Annotated in this window: 23 protein-coding genes and 1 pseudogene; 14 read left to right on the top strand and 10 right to left on the bottom strand. The window is 71.6% G+C overall.

What is annotated here, in order from left to right:
- The first annotated feature begins 245 nt into the window (after positions 1-245).
- Together ABZ794_RS26640 and ABZ794_RS26635 are read left to right on the top strand one after the other, a co-directional pair.
- A complete protein-coding gene (locus ABZ794_RS26640; protein WP_357518093.1) occupies positions 246-2,360 on the top strand; it encodes a TRAP transporter fused permease subunit in 2,115 nt (704 codons plus the stop codon).
- Positions 2,357-3,376, top strand: coding sequence for a TAXI family TRAP transporter solute-binding subunit (locus ABZ794_RS26635; RefSeq protein WP_357518091.1), 1,020 nt, complete (start codon positions 2,357-2,359; stop codon positions 3,374-3,376). The genes ABZ794_RS26640 and ABZ794_RS26635 overlap by 4 nt, the downstream gene beginning before the upstream one ends.
- Before the next feature lie 9 nt (positions 3,377-3,385).
- On the opposite strand, the gene ABZ794_RS26630 is transcribed toward ABZ794_RS26635, so the two are convergent.
- Together ABZ794_RS26630 and dnaG are read right to left on the bottom strand one after the other, a co-directional pair.
- Positions 3,386-3,922, bottom strand: coding sequence for a hypothetical protein (locus ABZ794_RS26630; protein ID WP_210783886.1), 537 nt, complete (start codon positions 3,920-3,922; stop codon positions 3,386-3,388).
- Positions 3,923-5,825: pseudogene (gene dnaG, locus ABZ794_RS26625) on the bottom strand (DNA primase).
- Between the two features lie 113 nt (positions 5,826-5,938).
- Here dnaG and ABZ794_RS26620 point away from each other — a divergent pair.
- On the top strand, positions 5,939-7,144 hold the full coding sequence (locus ABZ794_RS26620; RefSeq protein WP_210783884.1) for a low temperature requirement protein A: 1,206 nt from the start codon (positions 5,939-5,941) through the stop codon (positions 7,142-7,144).
- A gap of 7 nt (positions 7,145-7,151) precedes the next feature.
- Here the strand turns inward: ABZ794_RS26620 and ABZ794_RS26615 are convergent, their stop codons facing one another.
- Genes ABZ794_RS26615 through ABZ794_RS26605 form a run of 3 tightly spaced genes read right to left on the bottom strand, consistent with a single transcriptional unit; the run spans position 7,152 to position 9,674 of the window.
- A complete protein-coding gene (locus ABZ794_RS26615) occupies positions 7,152-8,000 on the bottom strand; it encodes a siderophore-interacting protein (RefSeq protein ID WP_357518089.1) in 849 nt (282 codons plus the stop codon).
- A gap of 15 nt (positions 8,001-8,015) precedes the next feature.
- Positions 8,016-9,278: a deoxyguanosinetriphosphate triphosphohydrolase gene (locus ABZ794_RS26610; protein WP_357518087.1), complete on the bottom strand. Its 1,263-nt coding sequence runs from the start codon at positions 9,276-9,278 to the stop codon at positions 8,016-8,018.
- Positions 9,279-9,320: 42 nt separating this feature from the next.
- Positions 9,321-9,674, bottom strand: a complete 354-nt coding sequence (locus tag ABZ794_RS26605; RefSeq protein WP_112590341.1) for a VOC family protein — start codon at positions 9,672-9,674, stop codon at positions 9,321-9,323.
- Positions 9,675-9,927: 253 nt separating this feature from the next.
- Here ABZ794_RS26605 and ABZ794_RS26600 point away from each other — a divergent pair, with 253 nt between their 5' ends.
- Positions 9,928-10,428, top strand: coding sequence for a roadblock/LC7 domain-containing protein (locus ABZ794_RS26600; RefSeq protein WP_210783881.1), 501 nt, complete (start codon positions 9,928-9,930; stop codon positions 10,426-10,428).
- A gap of 42 nt (positions 10,429-10,470) precedes the next feature.
- On the opposite strand, the gene ppdK is transcribed toward ABZ794_RS26600, so the two are convergent.
- The gene (gene ppdK, locus ABZ794_RS26595) at positions 10,471-13,179 is read right to left on the bottom strand and encodes a pyruvate, phosphate dikinase (protein ID WP_357518084.1); all 2,709 of its coding nucleotides are present in this window, start codon (positions 13,177-13,179) and stop codon (positions 10,471-10,473) included.
- Positions 13,180-13,495: 316 nt separating this feature from the next.
- Here ppdK and ABZ794_RS26590 point away from each other — a divergent pair, with 316 nt between their 5' ends.
- Positions 13,496-15,163, top strand: a complete 1,668-nt coding sequence (locus ABZ794_RS26590; protein ID WP_357518082.1) for a beta-N-acetylhexosaminidase — start codon at positions 13,496-13,498, stop codon at positions 15,161-15,163.
- Positions 15,164-15,449: 286 nt separating this feature from the next.
- Entirely contained in the window at positions 15,450-16,112 is a 663-nt protein-coding gene (locus tag ABZ794_RS26585; protein ID WP_357518080.1) for a C39 family peptidase, read from the top strand.
- Positions 16,113-16,718: 606 nt separating this feature from the next.
- Here the strand turns inward: ABZ794_RS26585 and dusB are convergent.
- The 4 genes from dusB to ABZ794_RS26565 all read right to left on the bottom strand — a co-directional run bounded on the left by dusB (position 16,719) and on the right by ABZ794_RS26565 (position 20,295).
- Positions 16,719-17,891: a tRNA dihydrouridine synthase DusB gene (gene dusB / locus ABZ794_RS26580; RefSeq protein WP_112677424.1), complete on the bottom strand. Its 1,173-nt coding sequence runs from the start codon at positions 17,889-17,891 to the stop codon at positions 16,719-16,721.
- A gap of 64 nt (positions 17,892-17,955) precedes the next feature.
- Positions 17,956-19,335, bottom strand: a complete 1,380-nt coding sequence (locus tag ABZ794_RS26575) for a glycine--tRNA ligase (RefSeq protein WP_091409675.1) — start codon at positions 19,333-19,335, stop codon at positions 17,956-17,958.
- A 114-nt stretch (positions 19,336-19,449) separates the two neighbouring features.
- A complete protein-coding gene (locus ABZ794_RS26570) occupies positions 19,450-19,929 on the bottom strand; it encodes a hypothetical protein (protein ID WP_210786999.1) in 480 nt (159 codons plus the stop codon).
- Positions 19,930-19,953: 24 nt separating this feature from the next.
- Positions 19,954-20,295 carry an antibiotic biosynthesis monooxygenase gene (locus ABZ794_RS26565; protein ID WP_210786997.1) on the bottom strand — a complete coding sequence of 114 codons (342 nt, stop codon included), beginning with the start codon at positions 20,293-20,295 and terminating at the stop codon, positions 19,954-19,956.
- A 29-nt stretch (positions 20,296-20,324) separates the two neighbouring features.
- Here ABZ794_RS26565 and ABZ794_RS26560 point away from each other — a divergent pair, with 29 nt between their 5' ends.
- From ABZ794_RS26560 to ABZ794_RS26525, 8 genes are all read left to right on the top strand, one after another.
- Positions 20,325-20,582, top strand: coding sequence for a hypothetical protein (locus tag ABZ794_RS26560; RefSeq protein ID WP_210786995.1), 258 nt, complete (start codon positions 20,325-20,327; stop codon positions 20,580-20,582).
- A gap of 54 nt (positions 20,583-20,636) precedes the next feature.
- Complete coding sequence (locus tag ABZ794_RS26555; protein WP_210786993.1) at positions 20,637-21,581, top strand: metal ABC transporter substrate-binding protein; 945 nt, start codon at positions 20,637-20,639, stop codon at positions 21,579-21,581.
- Entirely contained in the window at positions 21,578-22,339 is a 762-nt protein-coding gene (locus ABZ794_RS26550) for an ABC transporter ATP-binding protein (RefSeq protein WP_091409689.1), read from the top strand. The genes ABZ794_RS26555 and ABZ794_RS26550 overlap by 4 nt, the downstream gene beginning before the upstream one ends.
- Before the next feature lie 3 nt (positions 22,340-22,342).
- Complete coding sequence (locus ABZ794_RS26545) at positions 22,343-23,209, top strand: metal ABC transporter permease (RefSeq protein WP_210786984.1); 867 nt, start codon at positions 22,343-22,345, stop codon at positions 23,207-23,209.
- Between the two features lie 43 nt (positions 23,210-23,252).
- Positions 23,253-23,552, top strand: coding sequence for a metalloregulator ArsR/SmtB family transcription factor (locus ABZ794_RS26540; RefSeq protein WP_030338189.1), 300 nt, complete (start codon positions 23,253-23,255; stop codon positions 23,550-23,552).
- Positions 23,549-23,947 (top strand): Fur family transcriptional regulator, encoded by a 399-nt coding sequence (locus ABZ794_RS26535; RefSeq protein ID WP_091409697.1) that lies wholly within the window; start codon positions 23,549-23,551, stop codon positions 23,945-23,947. The genes ABZ794_RS26540 and ABZ794_RS26535 overlap by 4 nt, the downstream gene beginning before the upstream one ends.
- A 79-nt stretch (positions 23,948-24,026) precedes the next feature.
- A complete protein-coding gene (locus tag ABZ794_RS26530; RefSeq protein WP_238690470.1) occupies positions 24,027-24,635 on the top strand; it encodes a hypothetical protein in 609 nt (202 codons plus the stop codon).
- 173 nt (positions 24,636-24,808) lie between these two features.
- The gene (locus ABZ794_RS26525; RefSeq protein WP_210786980.1) at positions 24,809-24,976 is read left to right on the top strand and encodes a hypothetical protein; all 168 of its coding nucleotides are present in this window, start codon (positions 24,809-24,811) and stop codon (positions 24,974-24,976) included.
- Positions 24,977-25,132: the final 156 nt, after the last annotated feature.

Raw genomic sequence — 25,132 nt, 5'->3', positions numbered from 1 at the left:
CGCCACTGTGTCCGTACCACCGGCGGCGAAACGCCGATCGATGCCCCACCCGTCAGCCAATCGACGTGTATCGTCCTTTTGTGTCGCCCATCAGCTCGCCCGATGGTTCGCCGTCACCTGCCCGACCAGCCAACTCTCCCGTTGATGGGCCCGCAGCGAGCCCCGGCGGCGGGCCACCCCGACCACGACCGGAAGCCGAGCCGACAGAGCCCGGCGCGAGCAGGCCAGACGCGAGCGGGACGGGCGTGGCCGAGCGGACGACTCGGGACCTGGCCGCCCAGTTCGAGGACGAGAAACCGGGACGGGTGCTCTCCGGGCCGGCGGGTCTGCTCCTCACCACGGCGGCGCTGGCGGTCGGCGCTCTCGCCCTGTGGCAGGTGTTCCGCCCGCTGTCGCAGGGCAGCAAGTACTACTTGATCATCTTCCTGGCCGGCGTACTCCCGCTGGTCTTCCTCGCCTACCCGGCCGACCTGCGGCTACCGGCCCGCCTCCGCGCCCGGCGACGACGCGCCAACCACGCCGAGACCACCGAGAGCGACAGGCGCGTCCCGGCACTCGCGTCGTCGGGGCCCACAGTGACCGACTGGGCTCTGGGCGCCCTGGCCGTCGCGGCCTGTCTCTACCCCGTCCTGCCGATCCGGATCGGCAGCGGTGGCGGCGGCTACAACGCGTTCCTCGACCGGCAGGGCCTGCTGGCGCCGACGGATCTGGTGCTGGGCACCGTCCTGCTGCTCCTGCTGCTCGAGGCGTGTCGACGTACCACCGGTTGGATCCTGCCCGCGGTCTGCCTGCTGTTCCTCGGCTACGGCTACTACGGTGGCCTGCTGCCGCAGTCCTGGCCCGTCGCGCACGCCGGCCTCGACTTCAGTCAGCTGGTCGACGCGTTCTACAACTCCGACAGCGGCTTCTACGGCACGCCACTCGACGTGGCCGCCTCGTACATCGTGCTGTTCACCATCTACGGCGCGGTGCTGGAGTTGTCCGGGGCCGGGCGGTTCTTCGTCGAGTTGTCGGCCGCGGCGTTCCGACGTTCCCGTACCGCCGCCGGCCGGACGGCGGTGGCCTCGGGTTTCCTGCTCGGCACCGTCTCCGGCTCCGGCGCGGCGACGACCGTGAGCATCGGCGCGGTCACCTGGCCGCTGCTGCGCCGCGCCGGCTACCCGCCGGAGCGGGCCGGCGGCATGTTGGCCGCGGCCGGGGTGGGCGCCATCCTCTCCCCGCCCACTCTGGGTGCGGCGGCGTTCATCATCGCCGAGTACCTGGGCGTCTCGTACCTCCAGGTGCTGGGCTGGGCGACGGTACCGACGGTGCTCTACTACCTCGGCATCCTGCTCGCCGTGGAGATCGACGCTCGCCGTTCCGGCGTGCGCCCCGTGGTGATCGACGTCGACTCGCCCTGGCGGCTGCTGGCCCGGTTCGGTTACCACTTCGCCTCGCTGATCGCCATCATCGTGTTCCTCGCGATCGGTGTGTCCGCGACGAGAGCCGTCGTCTTCGCCGTCGTGCTCACCGTCGCGTTGTCGTTCCTGGCCCCCAGGAACGAGGAGCGCGCGCACCGGCTCGCCCCGGGCCGGCTGGTGACCGCGCTCGTCACCGGCGTACGCGGCGTCCTCGCCGTCACCGCTGTCTGCGCCGCCGCCGGCATCATCACGGCGACCACCACGAAGACCGGCCTCGGGCCGCAGGCGGCGGCGCTGCTGATCGGCGGGGCGCAGGCGGCCACCTCGGACCCGACGCTGGTGCTGGTGCTCACCGCGCTGCTCGCCGCCGTCGCGCTCAGCCTGCTGGGCCTGGCCGTGCCGGTCACCGCGTCGTTCGTGATCGGTTGGGTGATCGTCGGTCCGGCCCTGCTCGACCTGGGCGTCGCCGCGCCGGCGGCGGCGATGTTCGTCTTCTACTTCGCGGTGCTGTCCGAGGTGTCCCCACCGACAGCGCTCGCCGCGGTGGCCGCCGCCGCGGTCACCGGCGGCCGGCTGGTGCCGACCATGTGGCAGACCCTGCGGTACGCATTGCCGGCGTACCTGACCCCGATCGCGTTCGTCATCACGCCGGCCGGGCTCGGTCTGCTCGGCATCGGTGGCGTCCAGCGGATCGCCTTCGCCGCCGCAGTCACAGCGCTCAGCGTGGCGGTGCTCGCCGTCGCCGCCGGTGGCTGGCTGCCCGGCGTTGGCCCGGCCGGCGCCCCGGAACGGGTCTTGGGCGCCCTCGCCGGCGTCACACTGCTCTGGCTCGAACCCGTCCCGGTCACTGTCGGCGCGGCGCTGGCCGTCGTCGCGGCGGCGGGCGTGTTCGTCCGACGCGGCGCCGCCAACCGGTCATCGTCCGGATCACCAGCCAATCCTGTGGAGGAACAACTGTGAGACGAATCGACGTACGGCTCGCGGCGGGCCTGAGCGTGCTCGCCCTCGTCACGGTCGGTGCCGCGGGTTGCGGAGGTCAGCAGGGCGGCGCGGCCACTGACGACACTGCCAGCGAGGTCACCTGCGAGGTGACGAAGGAGACCCGCGTCGGCATCGCCACCGGCAACGCGACAGGCGTCTACTACGTGGTCGGCAACGCCCTGGCCGGGCAGTTGTCCGGGGCGACCGGTGGCAAGCTCACCGGCACCGCCGCCGAGACCGGCGCCTCGGTGCAGAACGTCGAGCAACTGGTCGGCGGCCAGTACGACGTGGCGTTCTCGCTGTTCGACACGGCGGTCAACGCGGTCGAGGGCAAGGGCAGCTTCACCGCGCCGCAGCCGGTGCAGGCGCTGACCCGCATCTACGACAACTACACCCAGGTGGTGGTCCGCAACGACTCCGGGATCACCTCGGTGGCCGACATGCGGGGCAAGCGGATCTCCACCGGCTCACCGAAGTCCGGCACGGAGGTGATCGCCAACCGGCTGTTGGAGGCCGCCGGCCTCGACCCGGCAAAGGATATCCGGGCGCAGCGACTGGACCTGACCAAGACCGTCGAGGGGATCAAGGACGGCAGCGTCGACGGCTTCTTCTGGTCCGGTGGTCTGCCCACCGGGGGCCTCACCGACCTGTTCACCACTGCCGGCGACTCGGTGAAGTTCGTCGACATCTCGCCGTTGCTGCCGAAGATGACCGCGTTGAGCCCCGCCTACCAGGCCGGGACGATCGGCCGGGACGCGTACCGGACGGCGACCGACACCCCGACCATCGTCGTACCCAACGTGTTGTTGGTCCGTAAGGACCTGGACGCCAACGTCGCCTGCGCGATCACCCGGACGGTCTTCGACAAGCGGGACACGCTGGCCCAGGCGAACCCGGCGGCCCGGGGCATCTCGCTGGAGACCGCCCGCAGGACCGAGCCGGTGCCGCTGCACCGCGGCGCCGAGAAGGCGCTGAAGGACCTGGGCGCGAACTGACCCGGCCGGTCAGACGTCGGCCGGCGCGGTGGCGGCGCGGGCCACGCCGACCAGCCGGTCGGCCTCGGCGAGCACTGCCTCGTCGCCCGTCGGAGTGCCGGGGTCGAGTCGGACCGTCCAGGTCAGACCGTCGACTCCGGCCACGCGCCGGGCCGCGACCCGCGCCGCGCCGCCGGGCACCGGCTGGTGCTCGGTGTACGCGACCGAACGGGTCACCCGGGCCCGCACCTGGTGCGGCAACTCCCCCGGGTCGAGCAGCAGGTACGTCTCGGCCGGGCCGTCAGCGACCACCGTGTAGCCGTCCCGCTCGACGAGCGGCTCGGCGGGGGTGACTGTCAGCTCCCGGCCGGACCAGACCGCCTTGAGGATGGTGTGCCAACCGAACCGGTGCCCTCGACCGGGCAACCACAGCCCGAGGTTGGTGGCGACCACCACCCCGTCGCCCTCGCCGTTGCCGGCGGCGGCCCAGGCCAGCACCCGCTCGTCGGCGGTCAGCGGCGGCCGGTCGGCCGGCGGCAGCTTCGGCTTGCGGCTGAACAGTCCCATCTAGAGGCCTCCCGCGGCCTGCTCGCGCAACGCCCGGGCGTGCTGCTCCAGGGACAGCAGCTCACCGAAGGCGGCGAAGTACTCGTCCTTGTTGTTGACCGGGTTGATCCGCTGGATGCGTGACTTGAGGTCCCGGACCCGGGCGGTCACCGACCCGAACTGCACCCGGGCCATCGTGATCGACACGTAGCGCGGGTCCGGTTCGCCGTCGATCCGCAGTGGTTCGACTGCCAACTCACCGACCAGCGCCGCGGCCGCCAGGTCCTCGCAGGCGTCGCGGACCGACTCGATCCAGACCGCGCCGCCGGTCGCCGACGCGGCACCACCGGCCGCGGTGATGGCCGTACGGACCGCGATGTGCACCGGGTGGCGGTATTCGGTGGCCTCGACCGCGTCGAACATCGGCCCGGCGAGGACCGGTTGCTGGAGGGCGAGTTTGAGCGCCTCCCGCTCGACCATCGACTGCGGGCTGTCCACCGCCGGCTCGGGGCGGGCCGAGGTGGGCCGGGCGGCGGGGGCCGCGTCGCGGGCGCTGGACGGCGGAGTGTTGCCGGCGGCGAGCACCGCCCGCTGCACCGGCTCGATCTCCATGCCGAGGTCCATGGCGAGCTTACGGACGTACTCCGGGCGCTTCTCCCGGTCCTTCAGGCGCGCGACCAGCGGCGCGGCGTGACGCATCGCCTCGACCCGGCCGTCGACGGTGTCCAGGTCGAAGCGGCTGATCACGTGCCGCAGCGCGAAGTCGACCAGCGGCTCGCGGCGGGCGACCAGGTCACGCACCGCCAGGTCGCCCTTGGCCAACCGCAGGTCGCACGGGTCCATGTTGTCCGGGCTGACCGCGATGAACGTGCGCCCGACGAAGCGCTGGTCGTCCTCGAAGGCGCGCAGCGCGGCCTTCTGCCCGGCGGCGTCGCCGTCGAAGGTGAAGATGATCTCGCCGGCCACCTCGTCGCTGTCGAACAGGAGCCGACGCAGGACGGAGATGTGGTCAGCGGCGAAGGCGGTGCCGCAGGTCGCCACCGCCGTGGTCACCCCGGCCAGGTGACAGGCCATCACGTCGGTGTAACCCTCGACGATGACCGCCCGACCCTGCTTGGCGATCTCCCGCTTGGCCTGGTCGATGCCGTAGAGCACGTGCGACTTCTTGTAGATCGGCGTCTCGGGGGTGTTCAGGTACTTCGGGCCGTCGTCGTCATCGAAGAGCTTGCGCGCGCCGAAGCCGATCACGTCGCCGGCGAGATCGCGGATCGGCCAGAGCAACCGGCGACGGAACCTGTCGATCAGGGTGCCGGAACGGGACTCCCGGGACAGCCCGGCGGTGACCAACTCCTGGTGGGTGAAGCCCTGCTGGCGCAGGTGCTTGGTGAGCGGGTCCCAACCCTCCGGCGCGAAGCCACAGCCGTAGCGCTCGGCGGCGGCCCTGTCGAAGCCCCGTCGCGCCAGGAACTCCCGTGCCGGCCGGGCGCCGGCGGTGCTCAGTTGCGCGCAGTAGAACTCGACGGCGGCGGCGTGCGCGGCGACCAGGCGCTGCCGCTGACCCTGCTGCGGGCGGGGGCGCGGGGTGCCCTTGTCGTCCTCGATGTAGCGCAGTTGGATGCCGGCGCGGCCGGCCAGCCGCTCGACGGACTCCACGAAGCTGAGGTGGTCGGCGTCCATCAGGAACTTGATCGCGTCCCCGCCGGCCCCGCAGCCGAAGCAGTACCAGACGTTGCGGGCCGGGGACACGTTGAACGACGGACTCTTCTCGTCGTGGAACGGGCACAGGCCCTTGAGGTTGCCGCCGCCGGCGGACTTCAGGGTGACCGTCTCGGAGATCACATCCCCGATCGAGGTGCGTTCCCGGACCAGTGCGATGTCCTCGTCCCGGATCCGCCCAGCCATGTGCCACCCCCTCGCCGTACATCCTGCCCTGCCGGACCGACGACACGCCGGCCGGGGGACGCCGGTGTGGCGGCGGCCGCTGCCGGCTGGGCGGTTCCGGCCCGCAGGCCGGGTCCGCACGGGGACCATGACCAGATGCGCCGGGTACGGACCGAAGCCCCCCGCCTGCCGAGATGGCTGGCCGCTCGGATGGGGCTACCCGGGCAGACCCCGCAGACGGACGAGGCCGGCCACCGGCACGCCACCTGGCTGGAGCTCTTCCTCGACCTCATCTTCGTGTACGCGCTGGCGGCGGTGGTGGCCCGGCTGGGCAACGAACCGTCCCCGTCGCCGAGGGCCGTGCTGGCCGTGATCGGGCTCTTCGTGGTGATCCAGTGGGCCTGGATGGGGCAGGTGTACTACGACACCCGGTTCGATCCGGACGACGCGTTGCACCGACTGCTGGTGCTTGTCGCGTTGGTCGGCGCGGGCGCGATGACCCTCGGCGTCGACGAGGTCCCGGAGAGCGTGCTGCTGCCGGTCGGGTACCTGATCGTGCGGGGCGTGCTGCTCCTGCTGTACCTGCGCGCCTGGCCGACCAGCGCGAAGGCCCGAATGGTGACGACTGTCTACCTGATCGGCTTCGGGTCGGGCTGGTTGATCTGGCTGGTGTCGCTGACAGTGCCCACCGAGCTGCGCCCGGTCCTGTGGATCGTCGCGATGGTCATCGAACTGGCCACACCCTGGGCGGGGGTGCGCTGGCTCAACCGCTGGCCGGTGGACAACAGGCACCTGCCGGAACGGATCGGCCAGTTCACCATCATCGTCCTGGGTAGCGCGCTGGCCAGCCTGCTCTTCGCCGTGCCGGACCACCCCCCGCCACACATGATCCTCACCGCCGCGATGGCCTTCCTCATCCCGGCGGCGGTCTGGTGGGTCTACACCACCTTCGTGACCACCCGGCTGCTCCAGAGCCGGCTGCGCGGCGGGCAGGCGTACAGCTACCTGCACATTCCGCTGGGCGGCGCGCTGCTGCTGCTCGGCTGGTCGCTCGGGCAGGTGGTGCGGCTGGTCGACGACAACGCGAGCCGGCTGCCGCTGGAGCTGCGGCTGCTGCTGGGCGCCTCGATGGTGGTGTGGACGGCCTGCGGGCTCGCCCTGTACTGGCTGTGGACCCGACCGAGCGCCGCCCGGTTGGCGATCGCCGCCTACGGGGTGCTCTCGGTCAGCCTGATCACCGCGACGGTGCACCAGCCGAAGGTGATGCTGTCGCTGCTCTCCCTGGCCGTCGTCGGGTACGCCGTCCTGCTCAGCCGGCGCCTTGCCCGGGCCGGCAGGGAGATGAACACCCCCGAGGGGTGAGCGGCGCTCAGGCCGCCGCGGCGGGCTGAGGGATGGCCGTCTCCTCGGCCGCCACCTGCTGGTTCCAGTCGGCCTTGGTGGAGCGCCAGCCCTCGTCGTCCATGCCGCGCCGCCAGTAGCCGGAGATGGAGAGCCGGTCGAGGGGCACGCCCCGCTCGCCGCGCAGCAGCCGGCGCAGCTCCCGGACGAAGGCGGCCTCGCCGTGCACGAACGCGTGCACCTGGCCGGCCGGGAACTCCAACGCCCGCACCGCCTCGATCAGCGCCTGGCCCACCGGGCGGTCGCCGCGATGCAACCAGGTCAGCTCCACGGCCCCCGGGCTGAGCAGCTTCTGCTCCTCCGCCGGGTCGGCGATCTCCACGAAGACGTGGGCCGGGGTGCCCAGCGGTAGGCGCTCGCACGCGGCGGCGATCGCCGGCAGGGCGCTCTCGTCACCGACCAGCAGATGCCAGTCCGCGTCCGGGCTCGGGGCGTACGCGCCGCCGGGGCCGACGAAGTGCACCGGATCGCCGGGGCACAGCGCGGCGGCCCACGGGCCGGCCAACCCCTCGTCGCCGTGGTGCACCACGTCGACGGTCAGCTCGCCGGACAGCGGATCCCAGCGCCGCACCGTGTACGCGCGCAGCCGGGGCCACTGCTCCCGGGGCAGGTCCCGGCGGATCGCGGCGAGGTCCAACGGCTGCGGGTACGCGACCCCCGACTGCGGGAACACCACCTTGATGTAGTGGTCGGTGAACTCGCCCACCGGCAGGCCGATCAGTTCGTCCCCACCGAGGACGAGCCGGATCAGGTGCGGGGTGGGCCGCTCGGTGCGCAGCACCCGGACCGAGGTGACGTTCCTGGAGCGTTCCGTCATGTCAGTTAGGTTAGCCTAAGCTGGCTCGTGATCACCCGGGGGTGTCCCTTTGCCGACCAGCCGGGTGTGCCAGGTCACCGCCGCCGGGTCGGTGAGCGAGGCGACCTGGTCGATCACCACCCGCAGCCTGGCCCGGTCGTCCGGGGCAGCCCGCCACAGCGGGGCGAAGATCGGGTCCAGCCCGTCCGGGGCACGCCGGACCAGCGCGGCGACCAACTCCGCCAGCATCGTCCGCTGCCGCTCGTAGCGGCCCCGGAAGCCACTGCGACGCATCACGTAGCGCAGCGCGATGCCCTTGAGCAGCGCGCACTGCGCCCGTACCAGGCGGGGCACCACCAGGTCGGCGGCGTAGCGGCGGTGCGGGCCCGGACCGAAGCGCTCCTCCGTGGCCGCCACCGCCGCGGACACGAACAGCCCGGTCACCCCGCTGGTGGTGGCCTTCAACGCGACCTGCGCGCGATGGCTGCCGTCGTACCCGGCGAACGGGGCGAGCAGCGGACCGGCCAGCAGATCGACGAGCACCTCGGCCAGGTCCGCGGCGGACTCCCCGGAGTAGGCGGCGGCCACGTCGGCGCAGAGCGCGGCCCGCTCGTCGGCGTCGGTGAGCAGCGGGTGCAACGTGACGTAGCCACCGTGGATGCCGTCCTCCACGTCGTGCACCGAGTACGCGACGTCGTCGGCCCAGTCCATCACCTGGGCCTCCAGGCAGCGCCGGTCGCCGGGCGCACCGGCGCGGATCCAGTCGAAGACGGCCGCGTCGTCGGCGTACACCCCGAACTTGCGCTCCCCCGGCCGGCGCGGCCAGGGATACTTGCCGATCGCGTCCAGCGACGCCCGGGTCAGGTTCAGCCCGGCGGACGAGCCGTCCGGGGCGAGCACCTTCGCCTCCAGACGGGTCAACACCCGCAGGGTCTGCGCGTTGCCCTCGAAGCCACCGCACGGCGTGGCGAGCAGATCCAGCGCAGCCTCACCGTTGTGCCCGAACGGCGGGTGCCCGAGGTCGTGCGCGAGCCCCGCGACGTCCACCACGTCCGGGTCGCAGCCCAGCCGGGCACCCATCTCCCGGGCGATCTGGGCCACCTCCAACGAGTGGGTCAGCCGCGTACGCAGGAAGTCGTCGGTGCCGGCGGTGTGCACCTGGGTCTTGGTGGCAAGTCGGCGAAACGCCGCCGAGTGCAGCACCCGGGCCCGGTCGCGCTCGTACGGCGACCGGCGATGTCCGGTGTCCTTGGGCGGCTCCTCGACCAACCGCGCGTCCGGCTCACTCCTCGCGTTCACGGAGCCGCCATAGTTCGCGACTGCGGGGCTCGCAAGACCGGCTCACTCCTCGCGTTCACGGAGAACGCAGAACTCGTTGCCTTCCGGGTCGGACAGCACCGTCCACTCGACGTCGCCCTGACCGATGTCGACGTGCCGGGCGCCCATGTCGACCAGGCGCTCGACCTCAGCCTCCTGATTGGCGGGGCGCAGGTCGAGGTGCAGCCGGTTCTTGCGCTCCTTGCCCTCGGCCACGGGGCCGAAGAACAGGGCGGGCAACTGGTCCGGGGACTGGCGGATCTCCACTCCGCTCGGTGTCTCGGTGACGACCTGATAGCCGAGCGCCTCGGCCCACCAACGAGCCAGTCGGGCCGGATCGCGGGCGTCGACAGTCAGGCTCTCCCAGACACTGGTCATGCAGTCACCTCTTCCCGTTCGACGCGGCGCCCAATCGGCCGTGTGCGAGCGAGCCAAGATTACGCCCGCCAGCACTGCTCGACAGGCTCACGACGCATCGATGAAGGGCGCACAACCACCGATTGGCCCCCAGTTGCCGACCGATCGCCGAGGGTTACGGGCTCGCGGCCGGAAGTCGCCACCGGTAGCCTTCCCAGCGCGGAACGTAGCCAGCCGACTGACACGCAGAGCCGACCGGTGAGGGGTAACGCTCGTGGACGCAGACACGGTGATGGGAACGGAGCTACGCCTGCTGCGCCAGCGCCGACCCGACATCGCCGGCACGGTGCTCGCGGGCACGGACGGCCTGCTCATCTCCAGCGACCTACCCAGCACCGACGCCACCCATCTCGCCGCGCTCGCCGCCGCGAGTTTCGGGCTCGGGCACCGGGTGGCCGACACCGTCCGGCAGGGTGAGTTCCGGGAGTCGTTCGTCTGCACCACAGCAGGCTGCGTGGTCACCTATCCGGCCGGGCGCAGCGCCCTGCTGACCCTCGTCACCATCTCGGCGGCCGGGGACCTGGAGGCGCTGCACGAGGAGGCGCGAGCGGTGGCCCGCCGCGCCGGGTCGTTCCTGGACGTTCGTGGCGGAGGCATCGGCGCGACCTCCGTACCGGACGCGCACGCCCCGCTGGCCACGCGTACCCCGATGGCGACCCTGCCGGCGCAGTTGCGCCGCTCGTCCCGACCCACCTGGCGTCGTCCGCCGATCTGAGCGCCGGCGGCGGCCGGGTGACCAGGCCGCCGCCGACGTGCGTCAGCGGCTGTCCGACCCGCCGGTCTCCACTACCGCCCGACCTGCCTCCAGCCGGGCCACCGGCACCCGGAACGGCGAACAGGACACGTAGTCCAGGCCGACCTCGTGGAAGAAGTGCACCGAGTCCGGGTCGCCGCCGTGCTCACCGCAGACACCGAGCTTCAGCCCGGGGCGGGCGGCCCGACCCTCCTCGGCGGCGATCCGCACCAGCCGACCGACGCCGTCGCGGTCGATCGACTCGAACGGCGAGATGCCGAAGATGCCCAACTCCAGGTAGCGCCAGAAGAACGCGCCCTCGACGTCGTCGCGGGAGAAGCCCCAGCCCATCTGGGTCAGGTCGTTGGTGCCGAAGGAGAAGAACTCGGCGGCCTCGGCGATCTGCCCGGCGGTCAGCGCCGCCCGGGGCACCTCGATCATGGTGCCGATCAGCACCTCGACGCCGCTGTCCCCGACCACCTCGGCGATGATCTTCTCGGCCTCGGCGCGGACCGTCTCCAACTCCTGCACGGCACCGACCAGCGGCACCATGATCTCCGGCTTGGCCACGCCCCCGTCGCGGGCGCAACTGACCGCCGCCTCGGCGATGGCCCGGACCTGCATCGCGAACAGGCCGGGGATGACCAGGCCGAGGCGTACGCCCCGCAGCCCCAGCATCGGGTTCTCCTCGTGCATCCGCCGGACGGCGGCGAGCAGCGCCTCCTCCTTGGCCACGTCCTCGCCGCGTTCCTGGGCGACCGCCACGTTGACGGCGAGCTGCTCCAACGGCGGAAGGAACTCGTGCAACGGCGGGTCGATGAGCCGGACGGTGACCGGCAGGCCGTCCATCTCGCGGAAGATCTCCTCGAAGTCGGCCCGCTGCAACGGCAGCAGCGCCGCCAGCGCCGACTCCCGCTCGCCCGGGGCCCGGGCCAGGATCAGCCGCTCGACCAGCTCCCGCCGCTCACCGAGGAACATGTGCTCGGTGCGGCACAGCCCGATGCCCTCGGCGCCGAAGCGCCGGGCCCGAGCGGCGTCCGCGCCGGTGTCGGCGTTCGTGCGGACCGCCAGCCGCCGCTTCCCGTCGGCGTGCGTCATGATCCGGTGTACGGCCCGGACCAGCGCGTTGTCGATGTGCTCGGGGTCGAGGCTGCCCTCGAAGTACTGCACCACCTCGGAGGGCATGACCGGCACCTCGCCGAGGTAGACCTTGCCGGTGGTGCCGTCGATGGACACGACGTCGCCCTCGGTGACGGTCTGCCCGGCCACTGTGAACCGCTTCGCCGGCACGTTCACCTCGATCTCGTCGGCACCGGAGACGCAGGTCTTGCCCATGCCCCGGGCCACCACCGCGGCGTGGCTGGTCTTACCGCCGCGCGAGGTGAGGATGCCCTTCGCGGCGATCATGCCGTTCAGGTCGTCCGGGTTGGTCTCCCGGCGCACCAGGATCACCGACTCCCCCTCGGCGGCCAGCTCGACGGCCCGCGCGGAGGTGAAGACCACGGTGCCGGACGCCGCGCCGGGCGATGCGCCGATGCCCTTGGCGACCGGCTGGAACTCGTGGTCGAGCTGGAAGCGCGGGAACATCAGCTGGGCCAGTTGCGCGCCGTTGACCCGGTGCAGCGCCTCGTCCAGGTCGATCAGACCCTCGTCGACGAGTTGCCCGGCGATGACGAACGCGGCGGCGGCGGTGCGCTTGCCGACCCGGGTCTGCAACATCCACAGCTTGCCGCGTTCGATGGTGAACTCGATGTCGCAGAGGTCCTTGTAGTGCTCCTCAAGCCGGGCCATGATGCCGAGCAGCTCGTCGTAGGAGGCCTTGTCGAGCTGCTCCAACTCCTGCAACGGCACTGTGTTGCGGATGCCGGCGACCACGTCCTCGCCCTGGGCGTTGGCCAGGTAGTCGCCGTAGATGCCCTGCGCCCCGCTGGCCGGGTCACGGGTGAACGCGACCCCGGTGCCGGAATCCGGGCCGAGGTTGCCGAAGACCATCGTCACCACGTTGACCGCGGTGCCGAGGTCGGCCGGGATGCGCTCCTGGCGGCGGTAGAGCACCGCGCGCTCGGCGTTCCACGACTCGAAGACCGCCCGGATGGCCAGGTCGAGCTGTTCGCGTGGCTGCTGCGGGAACTCCCGACCGGTGTGCTTCAAGAAGATCTTCTTGTACGCGTCGACCAGCCCACGCAGGTCGTCGGCGTCCAGATCCAGGTCGTTGTGGGTGCCCCTGGCGTGCTTGGCCTCGTCGAGCGCGTGCTCGAACTCCTCGCCCGGCACCTCGCAGACGGTCTTGCCGAACATCTGGATGAGTCGCCGGTAGGAGTCCCAGGCGAACCTGTCGTTCTGTCCCGCCTGGGCAGAGAGCCCCACCACGCTCTGGTCGTTGAGACCGACGTTGAGGACCGTCTCCATCATGCCGGGCATGGAGAACTTGGCACCGGAGCGGACGGAGACCAACAGTGGGTCCTGTGGGTCACCGAGGCGCTTGCCCATCGCGCGCTCCAGCGATTCCAGGTGTGCCTCGATCTGACCGGCGAGCCCGTCCGGCTCCCGTCCCGTCGCGAGGTACACCTGGCACGCCTCGGTGGTGATGGTGAAGCCGGGCGGAACGGGCAGGCCCAGGTTGGTCATCTCGGCGAGGTTTGCCCCCTTGCCGCCGAGCAGCTCCTTGAGTTCCTTGTTGCCTTCGGAGAAGTCGTAGACGTACTTGTGATCGACGGTCTCTTGCGCTGCCACCAGAGCCTCCACAACACACGCGCCGGATTGACACTTAACGAAGGTTCAGTTTTCTTCTTCCCCGGGACGGACCACCGGTAATCCCGGGGTCAACGTCGATCGGTGGGCGAAGGTTAAGCGAACATCGAGTGACCTGGGACCGTTCGGTGACAATTGGCACAGCCATCACGACTATCCGTGTTCGTACCGGTTTTTGGGAACGCTTCCATGCGCACCATCACGCATCCCGGCCGAGCGTCGTACGCTTGACGCCACGCCAGCCGGTGAACCTCACTTTTGCCATAACCGACGCGAATACACCCCCGGAGTCGCCGCCGTGTCGACCACCCCCTCCCCCGGCCCCACCGCCGTCCCCGCGCCGCTGTCGGCGGAGGAACCGGACGCGGCCACGCTGGCCCGCACGGCCGAGCAGACCGCGGGCATGTTGCTCGCCCCGGCGGCCCCGCACCGGCTGACCGACGTCGTGCCCGCCCCACAGCAGGCCCGGCCCGACCCGACCGCCGACTGGGCGCTCCCGGCCGAAGCGGTCATCGTGTCCAGCGCCGACCCCGCCGCGTTCGCGGTCGCCGAGCAGCTCGCCCAGCTCCTGCGTCCGGCCACCGGCTACCCGCTGCCGGTCACCGACGCCACCACGCCGGAGCCCGCCGGTGGCATCGCGCTGGTGCTCGACGACACCGCCGACCTCGGCGCGGAGGGCTACCGCCTCGACATCGCCACCGACGGGGTACGCGTCACCGCCGCCACCGGCACCGGCCTCTTCTACGGCGTACAGACGCTGCGCCAACTGTTGCCGGCGGCCATCGAGAGCCCCAGCCCGGTCACCGAACGCTGGGCGTTGCCCGGCGGGACCATCACCGACGCACCCCGGTTCCCCTACCGGGGCGCGATGCTCGACGTCGCGCGGCACTTCTTCGCCGTGGAGGACGTGCTGCGGGTGGTCGACCACCTGGCCCGCTACAAGCTCAACCACCTGCACCTGCACCTCACCGATGACCAGGGCTGGCGGATCGCCGTGGACTCCTGGCCGAAGCTGACCACCGTCGGCGGGACGACCGAGGTCGGCGGCGGCCCCGGCGGGCACTACACGAAGGCCGACTACCAGCGGATCGTCTCCTACGCGGCCGCCCGCCACATCACCGTCGTCCCGGAGATCGACCTCCCGGGGCACACCAACTCGGCGCTGGTCGCGTACCCGGAGCTGGCACCGGACAAGACCGCGCCGCCGCCGTACACCGGCACCGAGGTCGGCTTCAGCTACGTCGACCCGGCCGACGAGCGGACGTACGACTTCGTCGCCGACGTGCTGGGCGAGGTGGCCGCGCTCACCCCCGGCCCCTGGCTGCACATCGGCGGCGACGAGGCGTTCAAGGTGAAGGGCGAGGTCTACACCGGTTTCGTCGAGCGGGTCCAGCGCATCGTGGCCGACCTCGGCAAGACAGTCGTCGGCTGGCACCAGCTCGCGCCGGCCGCCCACCTCGACGGGCGGGTCCTGCAGTGGTGGGGCACGAACGGCGAAGACCCCACCACCGTCGACGCCGTACGCAGGGGTGCCCGGCTGATCGTCTCCCCCGGCAACCACGCCTACCTGGACATGAAGTACGCCCCGGACACCCCGATCGGGCACGACTGGGCCGGCCTCATCGACGTGCGAAAGGCGTACGACTGGGATCCGGGCATGCACGTCGCCGGCGTACCCGCCGAGGCGGTTCTCGGTGTGGAGGCCCCACTCTGGACCGAATCGGTCACCTCGCTGGCCGACATCGAACTTCTGCTCCTGCCCCGCCTCCCGGCCATCGCCGAGTTGGGCTGGTCACCCCGGGCAAGCCACGACTGGGCCGGCTTCCGCGACCGCCTGGCCAGCCAGGGCCCGCGCTGGACGACGGCCGGGATCACCTTCCACCGCGCGCCCGAGATCCCCTGGCCCACCGCACCGACCATCCCGACACAACGCACCACACCCCAAACCGACACCGCCAAGCCCTGACCCCGGCGTTCGGGTTGTCCGGTTTGACCGCTGGTGTCGGGTAGTCGGGGGCACCCCCGTGGCGGAATCGTGGGCCGGGCCGGGTCGTTATACCTGGCAGACCACCGCGACTGTCCCGGTCGTGGGGCGCGGCAGCCGCCCGGGAACACCCGGCAGGCCGCCCCGGTTACATCCCCCGCAACGCCCGAGCAGGTCCCCCCGGATCGCCGGCGTCGCCACGAACTTTCCCGCACCACCCACCCCCGGGTGTGGTGCGGGCACCCCCGATGCAGAGGAGCACGCCATCATGCGTACCGATCTGATCCGTAAGACCGCCCTGACCGCCGCTGGTCTCGCGTTCACCGGTGGCGCCATCGCCGGCCCCGTCACCACCGCGTTCGCCGCACCCACCACCAGCACCCCGGCCGCGCAAACCCAGACCGACCGCAAGGGCCACGGCGAACGGGAACTGGGCGTGCGCTACGAGGCCCAGCCGAACTTCTACTACTGCGGGCCCGCCGCGACCCGTAACGCCCTGTCCGTGCAGGGCAAGAACATCAACGTCGACGACATGGCCAAGGAGATGGGCACCACCGAGGCCGGCACCAACTCCATCAACGACATCACCCCCGTGCTGAACAAGGAAACCGGTAAGAACGACGCCTACCGGTCCGTCGAGATCAGCACCCCCGCCGCCGACACCAAGCAGACCGACACCCTGCGCGCCGACATCGTCCGCACCGTCGACGACGGCCGCGCCGTGGTCGCCAACATCGCCGGCACCAGCACCGACACCGACGGCGTCACCCACTCCTACGAAGGCGGGCACTACATCAGCGTCGTCGGCTACCGCGACAACGGCAACACCGTCAAGATCGCCGACTCCGCCGATGCGAACACCGCCTCCTACTGGATCAGCGTGGAGCACCTCGCGGACTGGATCGCCACCCGCGGCTACGCCACCAGCTGACCCCCCGCACCACACACACCCAGCACACACCGAAGGGCCGGACCCCCACCAGGGTCCGGCCCTTCGGCATGCCCGGGCCACTAGCCCCGCCGGCCGAGCACGGGCAGCACGGGCAGCGCGACGAGCCAAGTCCACGCGCCCGCCGTCAGGCGCGAACGAAGTCGACGGGCATCCGAGCCGACCGAGCCATTCACCCCGGCAAGCCGCCCACCGGACCGAGCCGCGCCGACCCACAGCGGGCCACCCCACAGCGGGCAACCCCAGCCACTCACCCCGGCACGCCGCCCACCGGACCAAGCCGCGCCTACCCACAGCGGGCAACCCCACAGCGGGCAACCCCACTGACCGCGCCCACGGGTCCTTTGGAGCTGATGCCGTAGACGAATCAGAGGCAGGGCCGCCCGCCCGAGCCGAACTGGTGATTCGTTCACGACATCAGCTCGATAGGGCGCCGAACTCATCTGCCCAGCCCGCACGGAGTGGCGAGGAAGACCAAGTGCCACGACCCGAGGGCTCGAGGGTGACCGGCGCGCCGGCACGACTCCGCGGCGAGCCTGCGTTCCGGAGGGATGGTCGCGGGGCACCTCCGGCCGACCGGCCAAGGGCTCAGCCGCCGGAGTCGTCCATCTCGGCGCCCTCGGGGACCGTGTCGTCGTCTCGACTGGCCAGCCAGCCCTCGGGCAGGAAGACCTTGCCGGGCGAGTTGGTACGCCCGCGCGGCTGACCCAGGGCGGTGACCGGGAACGGCTCGGCCGGGTCGAGCTTGCCGAGCAGGTCGTCGAGCTGCGCCAAGCTTTCGATCATCGCCAGCGAGCGCCGCAGCTCACCGCCGACCGGGAAGCCCTTGAGGTACCAGGCGACGTGCTTGCGGAAGTCGGTGCAGCCGTCCCGTTCACCTCGGGCCGGGTTGCGGGCACCGGCCGTGAACTGGTCGACAAGCAGCTCGGCGTGCCGGCGCATGGTCACCGCCACCTCGCCGAGGGTGGGCAGCCGCCGCTCCGGCCGACCGTTGAAGGCGGCCTCCAGGTCGGCGAAGAGCCACGGTCGGCCCAGACAGCCGCGCCCGATGACCACGCCGTCCACGCCGGTGTGGGCCACCATGCGCAGCGCGTCGTCGGCTTCCCAGATATCGCCGTTGCCGAGCACCGGCACGTCGAGGGCCTGCTTCAGGGTGGCGATCGCGTCCCAGTCGGCGGTGCCCGAGTAGCGCTGCGACGCCGTGCGCCCGTGCAGGGCCACCGCTGCCACGCCGGCTTCCTGGGCGGCGAGCCCGGCTTCGACGTACGTCAGGTGGTCGTCGTCGATGCCCTTGCGCATCTTGACAGTGACCGGCACGCCGGACGGTGACGCGGCAGCCACCGCGGCCCGCACGAGTCGTGCGAAGAGCCGGCGCCGCCACGGTAGCGCCGCGCCGCCCCCACGTCGGGTGACCTTGGGGACCGGGCAGCCGAAGTTGAGGTCGATGTGATCGGCCAGGTTGCGCTCGACGACGATCCGCACGGCGGCGGCGGTGATCTCCGGATCGGTGCCGTAGAGCTGGAGACTGCGGGGCTTCTCGTCGTCGCCGAACGCGATCATGCGCAGCGTCTTCGGGTTGCGCTCGACCAGCGCCCGGGTGGTGATCATCTCGCAGACGTAGATGCCGCCACCCTGCTCGCGACAGAGCCGACGGAACCCGATGTTGGTGATCCCGGCCATCGGCGCGAGCACCACCGGCGGCCACACCTGGTGCTGGCCGAGAGTCAGCGGGCGCAGCGCGGGCACGGTCGAGGCAGTCACCGGACAAGTGTACGGGGCCCCGACCGGCGCTTATCGCGTCGGCCGAGGCCCCGTGCGCAGAGTCTCAGCAGCCGGGGAGACGCTCGATCAGGTAGCGCTCGACCTGGTCCAGGGAGACGCGCTCCTGGGCCATGGTGTCCCGGTTGCGCACCGTCACCGCGTTGTCGTCCAGGGTGTCGAAGTCGACGGTCACACAGAACGGGGTGCCGATCTCGTCCTGCCGGCGGTAGCGACGCCCGATCGCCTGCGAGTCGTCGAACTCCACCACCCAGCGCTTGCGCAGCAGGGTCGCGAGGTCCTTGGCCTTGGGCGACAGCGCCTCGTTGCGGGACAGCGGCAGCACCGCCACCTTGACCGGGGCGAGCCTCGGGTCGAACCGCATCACTGTGCGCTTGTCCACGCCGCCCTTGGTGTTCGGCGCCTCGTCCTCGTCGTACGCCTCCAACAGGAAGGCCAGCACCGCGCGGGTCAGACCCGCGGCCGGCTCGATGACGTACGGCATCCAGCGCTCACTCTTGCTCTGGTCGAAGTACGACAGGTCGACGCCGGAGTGCTTGCTGTGCGTGGAGAGGTCGAAGTCGGTGCGGTTGGCGACACCCTCCAGCTCGGCGAACTCGGTGCCACCGAACTGGAAGCGGTACTCGATGTCCACCGTCCGCTTCGAGTAGTGCGACAGCTTCTCCTTGGGGTGCTCGAACAGACGCAGATTGTCCGCCGAGAGGCCAAGGTCGAGGTACCAGTTCCAGCGCTCCTGGAGCCAGTACTCGTGCCACTGCTCGTCGGTGCCCGGCTCGACGAAGAACTCCATCTCCATCTGCTCGAACTCGCGGGTCCGGAAGATGAAGTTGCCCGGGGTGATCTCGTTGCGGAACGACTTGCCGGTCTGCGCGATGCCGAACGGGGGCTTCTTGCGGGCGACCGTCTCGACGTTCTTGTAGTTGACGAAGATGCCCTGCGCGGTCTCCGGGCGCAGGTAGTGCAGCCCTTCGTCGCTCTCCACCGGACCCAGGTAGGTCTTCATCAGGCCGTTGAACATCTTCGGCTCGGTGAAGGTGCCCTTGTTGCCGCAGTTGGGGCAGTTCAGCTCGGCCAGTGAGGTGAGCGGCTTGCCGTGCTTCTCGGCGTACGCCTCTTCCAGATGGTCCGCCCGGAACCGCTTGTGGCAGAACTGGCACTCGGTGAGCGGGTCGACGAACTCGGCGATGTGGCCGGACGCCTCCCACACCTTGCGGGACAGGATCACCGCGGAGTCCAGGCCGACGACGTCGTCGCGCTGCTGGACCATTGTCTTCCACCACTGCCGGCGGACGTTCTCCTTGAGTTCCACGCCGAGCGGACCGTAGTCCCACGCCGATCGGGTGCCTCCGTAGATCTCACTGGAGGGGAAGACGAAGCCTCGGCGCTTGGCGAGGCTGACGACGGCATCGATACGGTCGGCTGGCATGTTTCCTCCTACGCCGGCTGGCGGTCGGCGGGGGCGAGATGTGGATGGAACGGTCGGTTCGGGACAACGGTACGACCACCGTCCCCCCGAGCCCAGCAGAATACCGGGGACGGGTCAGCTGACCTCGCAGACCTCCACGCCGCCGCTCTGCCCGTCCTGGCCGAGGCTGACCTGTTGCCGCTCCCGGTCGCCACCGTCGAGGGTCACGTCGACCGGCACGGTCAGGTAGGTGGTGTCCACCTCACCCACCCGGAACGCGGTCACCTGCGGTTCGGCGGCGGCCCGTCGCTCGAACTCCGGCCGGGACTCCCGCCGCTGCGCGTCGTCGCAGAGCTGGTCGTACGCCCGCCCGTAGTTTCGCTCGACCAGCGCCTGGTAGTAGTCGCCGGTCACGGTGCGGGCCTGTTCCCGGATCGCCTGGACTCCGCTGACGGCCAGGCCGACGACGGCGGTGCCACCCCCGCCACAGCAGAGCACCACGGCGAGCGCGCCGACGCCGAGGCCGATCCAGAGCCGGGTCCGGCGGCCCTCGGTGGGCGGCGCGGCGAACGGCGGAGCCACCCCGGGACCGGGTGGCGGGGCGGGTGCGGTCATAGGAGCAGCGTAGTGTCCGGCGGCTCAGCGGTAAGGACCCGCAGCCCGATCACTCTCGGCGACGACCACGGCCCCGCCGGGGGCGGCGGTGGCCAGCGCCTCGTAGGCGGAGGGCTCGTCGACGGACTCGGCGAGCAGCGGCACGGCGCTGACCTTGACCTCGAAGGCGCCCAGCGCCCGCCGGTACGTGCCGACCGACTCCCACTCGGTGACCAGTGACCAGTACCGGGGGTCGTCCAGCGCCCGGACCAGTTGGCCGCGCAGGTAGCCGGGCCGGGCGGCCAGCGCGGTGAGGGCGGCGTGCGCCCGTTCGGTGAAGCCGTCGGCGGCATCGACGTCGACCACGAACCGGTTGGTCACCAGCACCGGGGGTTCCTCCTCGTAGAGTCTGTGGGATGCAGCGTACGCAGCGCCCTCTGCTCGCCCGGTTGGCCGGGGCGAACCCGACGTCGGTGTTCCTGCTCACCCTGGTGGTGGTGCTGGTGGCGTTCTTCACGCCCGGGGTGATCGGCGGGCTGCTCACGCTCGCGCTCGCCGGGGTCCTGATCGCCCTGTTGGCGACGACCTGGGCGGTTCAGGCGCCACAGACCCGGCTGATCCGACTGGTGATGCTCGCCCTGCTGGTGACTGTGGGCCTCGCGAAGCTCCTCTGACATGCAATCATGCGTTTTTGACAATCATTATCGTTGCCACGGACAGTTGACGACATGACCAACCGCGCCACGTACCGTGTCCTGGCCGCCGCGACCGCCCTCCTCGCCCTGGGCGCCGGGGCCGGCTGCTCCACCGGCGGCGCCGCCGGCGCCGACCCCCAGCGAGTCGACGTGGTGGCCGCGTTCTACCCCCTCCAGTTCCTGGCCGAACGGATCGGCGGCGACGCGGTCCGGGTCACCAACCTGGCCAAGCCCGGCGCCGAGCCGCACGACCTGGAACTCAACCCGAGCCAGGTCGGTGAGGTCAGCGAGGCGGAGCTGATCGTCTACCTCAAGGGGTTCCAGCCGGCGGTGGACGACGCCGTGGCCCAGAACGGCGGCGACCGGGCGTTCGACGTGACCAGCGTCCAGCCGCTGTTGGACGCGTCCGCCGGCGGGCACGACCACGAGGGCGAGGAGGGGCACGCCGAGGAGAGCGGCGGCAAGGACCCGCACGTCTGGCTCGACCCGACCCGACTGGCCGGCATCGGCGACCAACTCGCCCAGCGGCTCGGCAAGGCCGACCCGGACCACGCCGCCGACTACACCGCCCGGGCGGTCGCCCTGCGCGCCGACCTGACGACCCTGGACGGCGAGTTCAAGCACGGTCTGGCGACCTGTCAGCGGCGGGAGATCGTGACCAGCCACGCCGCGTTCGGCTACCTCGCCGACCGCTACCAGCTGGACCAGGTCGGCATCACCGGGCTGAGCCCGGACGTCGAGCCCTCGCCGCAGCGCCTCGCGCACGTGATCGAGGAGGCGAAGGAGCACCAGGCCACCACGATCTTCTTCGAGACCCTGGTCAGCCCGAAGGTGGCCGAGACCATCGCCGGTCAGGTCGGCGCGAAGACCGCGGTCCTCGACCCGATCGAAGGGCTCGCCGCCGGCAGCAACGGGGACTACCTTTCGGTGATGCGCACCAACCTGCGGACCCTGCAGACGGCCTTGAGCTGCTCGTGACCTCACCTGTCATCACCGTCGAGCACGGGGTGGTCGGCTACGACGGCCGCCCCGTGCTCCGGGACATCTCGCTCACGGTGACCGCCGGCGAGGTGGTCGCGATCCTCGGCGCCAACGGCTCGGGCAAGTCCACCCTGATCCGCGCCGTGCTCGGGCTGGTGCCGATCAGCGCCGGCTCGGTCACCCTCTTCGACCGGCCGTTGCGCCGGTTCCGGCAGTGGGCACGCATCGGGTACGTCCCGCAACGCCTGGGAGCCGGCGGCGGCGTACCGGCGACCGTCCGCGAGGTGGTGGCCTCCGGCCGGCTGGCCCGTCGCGGGGTGCTGCGTCCGCCGGGTCGAGCCGACCGGTCCGCCGTCGACGCCGCGCTGGGCGCGGTCGGGCTCGCCGACCGGGCCGGTGACCCGGTGTCCACGCTCTCCGGCGGCCAGCAGCAGCGCACCCTGATCGCCCGCGCCCTGGCCGGCCAGCCGGAGCTGCTGGTTCTCGACGAGCCCACCGCCGGGGTGGACGCGGCCAGCCAGGAGGCGTTCGCCGGCGCGCTGCGCGACTTCGTCGGCGACGGCGGAACTGTGCTTCTCGTCGCCCACGAGCTGGGCCCGCTGCGACCGGTGATCAGCCGGGCCGTCGTCGTCCACGAGGGTCGCATCGCCCACGACGGCGCGGTGCCGGACCCGGCCGGCCATCACGCGGAGCCGGACCACGACCACGTGCACCCGCACTGCTACGACGAGCCCGCCGGGCTGTGGAGCAACTGACAGATGGAACTCTTCCAGTACCCCTACATGCAGCGCGCCCTGATCGGCGCGCTGGTGATCGGCCTGGCCGCGCCGGCGCTCGGCATCTACCTGGTGCAGCGCCGGCTGGCGCTGATCGGCGATGGTGTGGGGCACGTGGCGCTGACCGGCGTCGGCGCGGGGCTGCTGCTCAACCGCTCGCCGGTGCTGGTCGCGGTGATCGCCGCCACCATCGGCGCGATCGCCATCGAGATCGTCCGGGCCCGTGGGCGTACCTCCGGTGACCTGGCTCTGGCCCTGCTCTTCTACGGCGGCATCGCGGGCGGCGTACTCCTGGTTGGCCTTTCCGACGCGACCAGCGCGAACCTCAACGCCTACCTGTTCGGGTCGCTGACCACCATCTCGCCCGCCGACCTGACCACCATCGCGGTGCTCGGCGCGGCGATCCTGGTCACGATGATCGGGTTGCGGCCGGCACTCTTCGCGGTCAGCCACGACGAGGAGTACGCCCGGGTCTCCGGCCTGCCGGTCCGCACCCTGAACCTGCTGATCGCGGTCGCCACAGCGGTCACCGTGACCATCGCCATGCGGGCCGTCGGCGTGCTGCTGATCAGCGCGTTGATGGTGGTGCCGGTCGCCACCGCCCAGCAGGTCACCCGGGGTTTCCGCAGCACGATGGCCGCCGCGATGGCGCTCGGGCTCTTCGCTGCCGGCTCGGGTGTCTGGGTGGCGGCCACGGCGGACACCGCACCGGGCGCCTCGGTGGTGCTGGTGGCGATCGCGTCGTTCCTGGTGGTGGCCGTGGCCGGCGCCGTCTGGCGGGCCGTGCGCCGTCGGACGACGCCGACCGCCGCACCGACACCGGAACCTCACGAGGTCGTGCTGAGCTGAGCCTGCTCAGCGCGACCTCGGTGGTATTGGTTACCGTTGCAGGATGACCAGCGCGACGGGCTACGACGGGTTCGACGGGGCCAGCGAGCTGCTCCGCGCCCTGTCCGCTCCCATTCGACTGGCCATCGTCAGTGAGCTGGCCGGCGGCGAGCGGTGCGTGCACGAGTTGGTGGAGAAGCTCGGCGCGGCGCAACCACTGGTCTCGCAGCACCTGCGGGTGTTGCGCGGAGCGGGCGTGGTGCGCGGCTCCCGCCGAGGCCGGGAGATCGCCTACAGCCTGGTCGACGAGCACGTCGCGCACATCGTGGCGGACGCGGTCAGCCACGCCGGGGAGGGATCATGAGCGAGAGCAGCGCCGCGGTACGCAACACCCGGCAGCGTTCGGCGGTGAGCGCGCTGCTGGGCGAGATGGAGGGCTTCCACAGCGCCCAGGACCTGCACGCCATGCTGCGGCAGCGCGGCGAGCGGGTCGGCCTGACCACCGTCTACCGCACCCTCCAGGGGCTCGCCGACGCCGGTGAGATCGACGTGATGCGTCCGCCGGGCGGCGAGCACCTCTACCGCCGGTGCAGCGAGGGGCACCACCACCACCTGGTCTGCCGGGTGTGCGGGCGCACGGTCGAGGTGGCCGGCCCGGCCGTGGAGAGCTGGGCCGATCGGGTGGCCGCCCAGCACGGCTACGCCGACGTCAGCCACACCCTGGAAATCTTCGGCACCTGCCCGACCTGCCCGCGCTGACCACCAGCGCCCTGTCGGTCGCGATCCGGGCTCACTTCACGGCTACACCGGGCCAGGCGTTCGTGGCACGCTGGCCGGCGTGAAAATCTATGCCGATCGGTTTCCGACCGCCGCCCGTCAGTTGCTCACCGACCTGCTCGTCGTCGCCTGGGTGTACGCGGCGATCCGCGGCGCGCTGTGGCTGCACGACCTGGTGCAGAAGCTCGCCGTGCCGGGGCAGAAGTTGGAGGGCGCCGGCAGCGGGCTCGCCGACAACCTGGGCGACGCCGGCAGCAAGGTCGGCCGGGTGCCACTGGTCGGCGACGAACTCACCGCACCGTTCCAGCGCGCCGCCGACGCCGCCCGGTCGCTCGCCGACGCCGGCCGCGACCAGCAGCAGCTGGTCGACCAGCTCGCCCTGGCCCTCGCCATCGCGGTGCTGATCTTCCCGCTCGGCATCGTGCTGTTCGGCTGGCTGCCGCTGCGGGTCCGCTGGATGCGCCGGGCCGGATCGGCGACGAAGCTGGCCGCCGGGCCAGCCGGCCGGGACCTGCTCGCCCTGCGCGCGCTGGCCACCCAGCCACTGGGCAAACTGACCCGAATCGGTCCGGATGTCGCCGAGGCGTGGCGGCGCGGCGACGACGCGACAGTCGACGCCCTGGCCGCCCTGGAGCTGCGCCAACTCGGCCTACGCGGCCGGGGCCGCTAAGGTCCCCGTCCGCCGGCACGCCCCTGCGGCATCCCCCGCCGCGCCGATCTTGCAGTTTCGGTTGTCGACATGAGTGGGATGCCCCATTCGTCGGGACAGCAAGTGCAAGATCGCGGAGCGCGAGCAGGCCGGGCGCAGGGTCAGCCCGACGAAGGTGTCGTTAAGGTCGTCGGGTGTTCTACTTCCTCGTCGTCATCGCCGTCCTGCTGCTCGGCTACGCCGCCGTCCTGGTCTACTTCGTCCGCCGGGGCAAGAAGATCCCACCCGCTGCGTACCTGGCCCTGGCCGGGCTCAACGGTCTGATCCTGGCGGGAGTGCTGGCCTGGGCGGTCTCCCGCTGATCACGCACCGCCCGGCCCGCGCACCGCCCGGCCCGCGCACCGCCCGGCCCGCGCACCGCCCGGCCCGCGTGGCGGCCAGCCCGCGTGGCGGCCAGCCCCCGTGGCGGCCCGCCCGCGTGGCGGCCCGCCCGCGTGGCGGCAGGCCGGTCGGCGCGG

The organism is Micromonospora sp. NPDC047187 (genome assembly GCF_040643355.1).
GTDB lineage: Bacteria > Actinomycetota > Actinomycetes > Mycobacteriales > Micromonosporaceae > Micromonospora > Micromonospora salmantinae.
The sequence above is the reverse complement of the archived record's forward strand: the minus strand, read 5'-3'. Positions and strand labels throughout refer to the sequence as shown.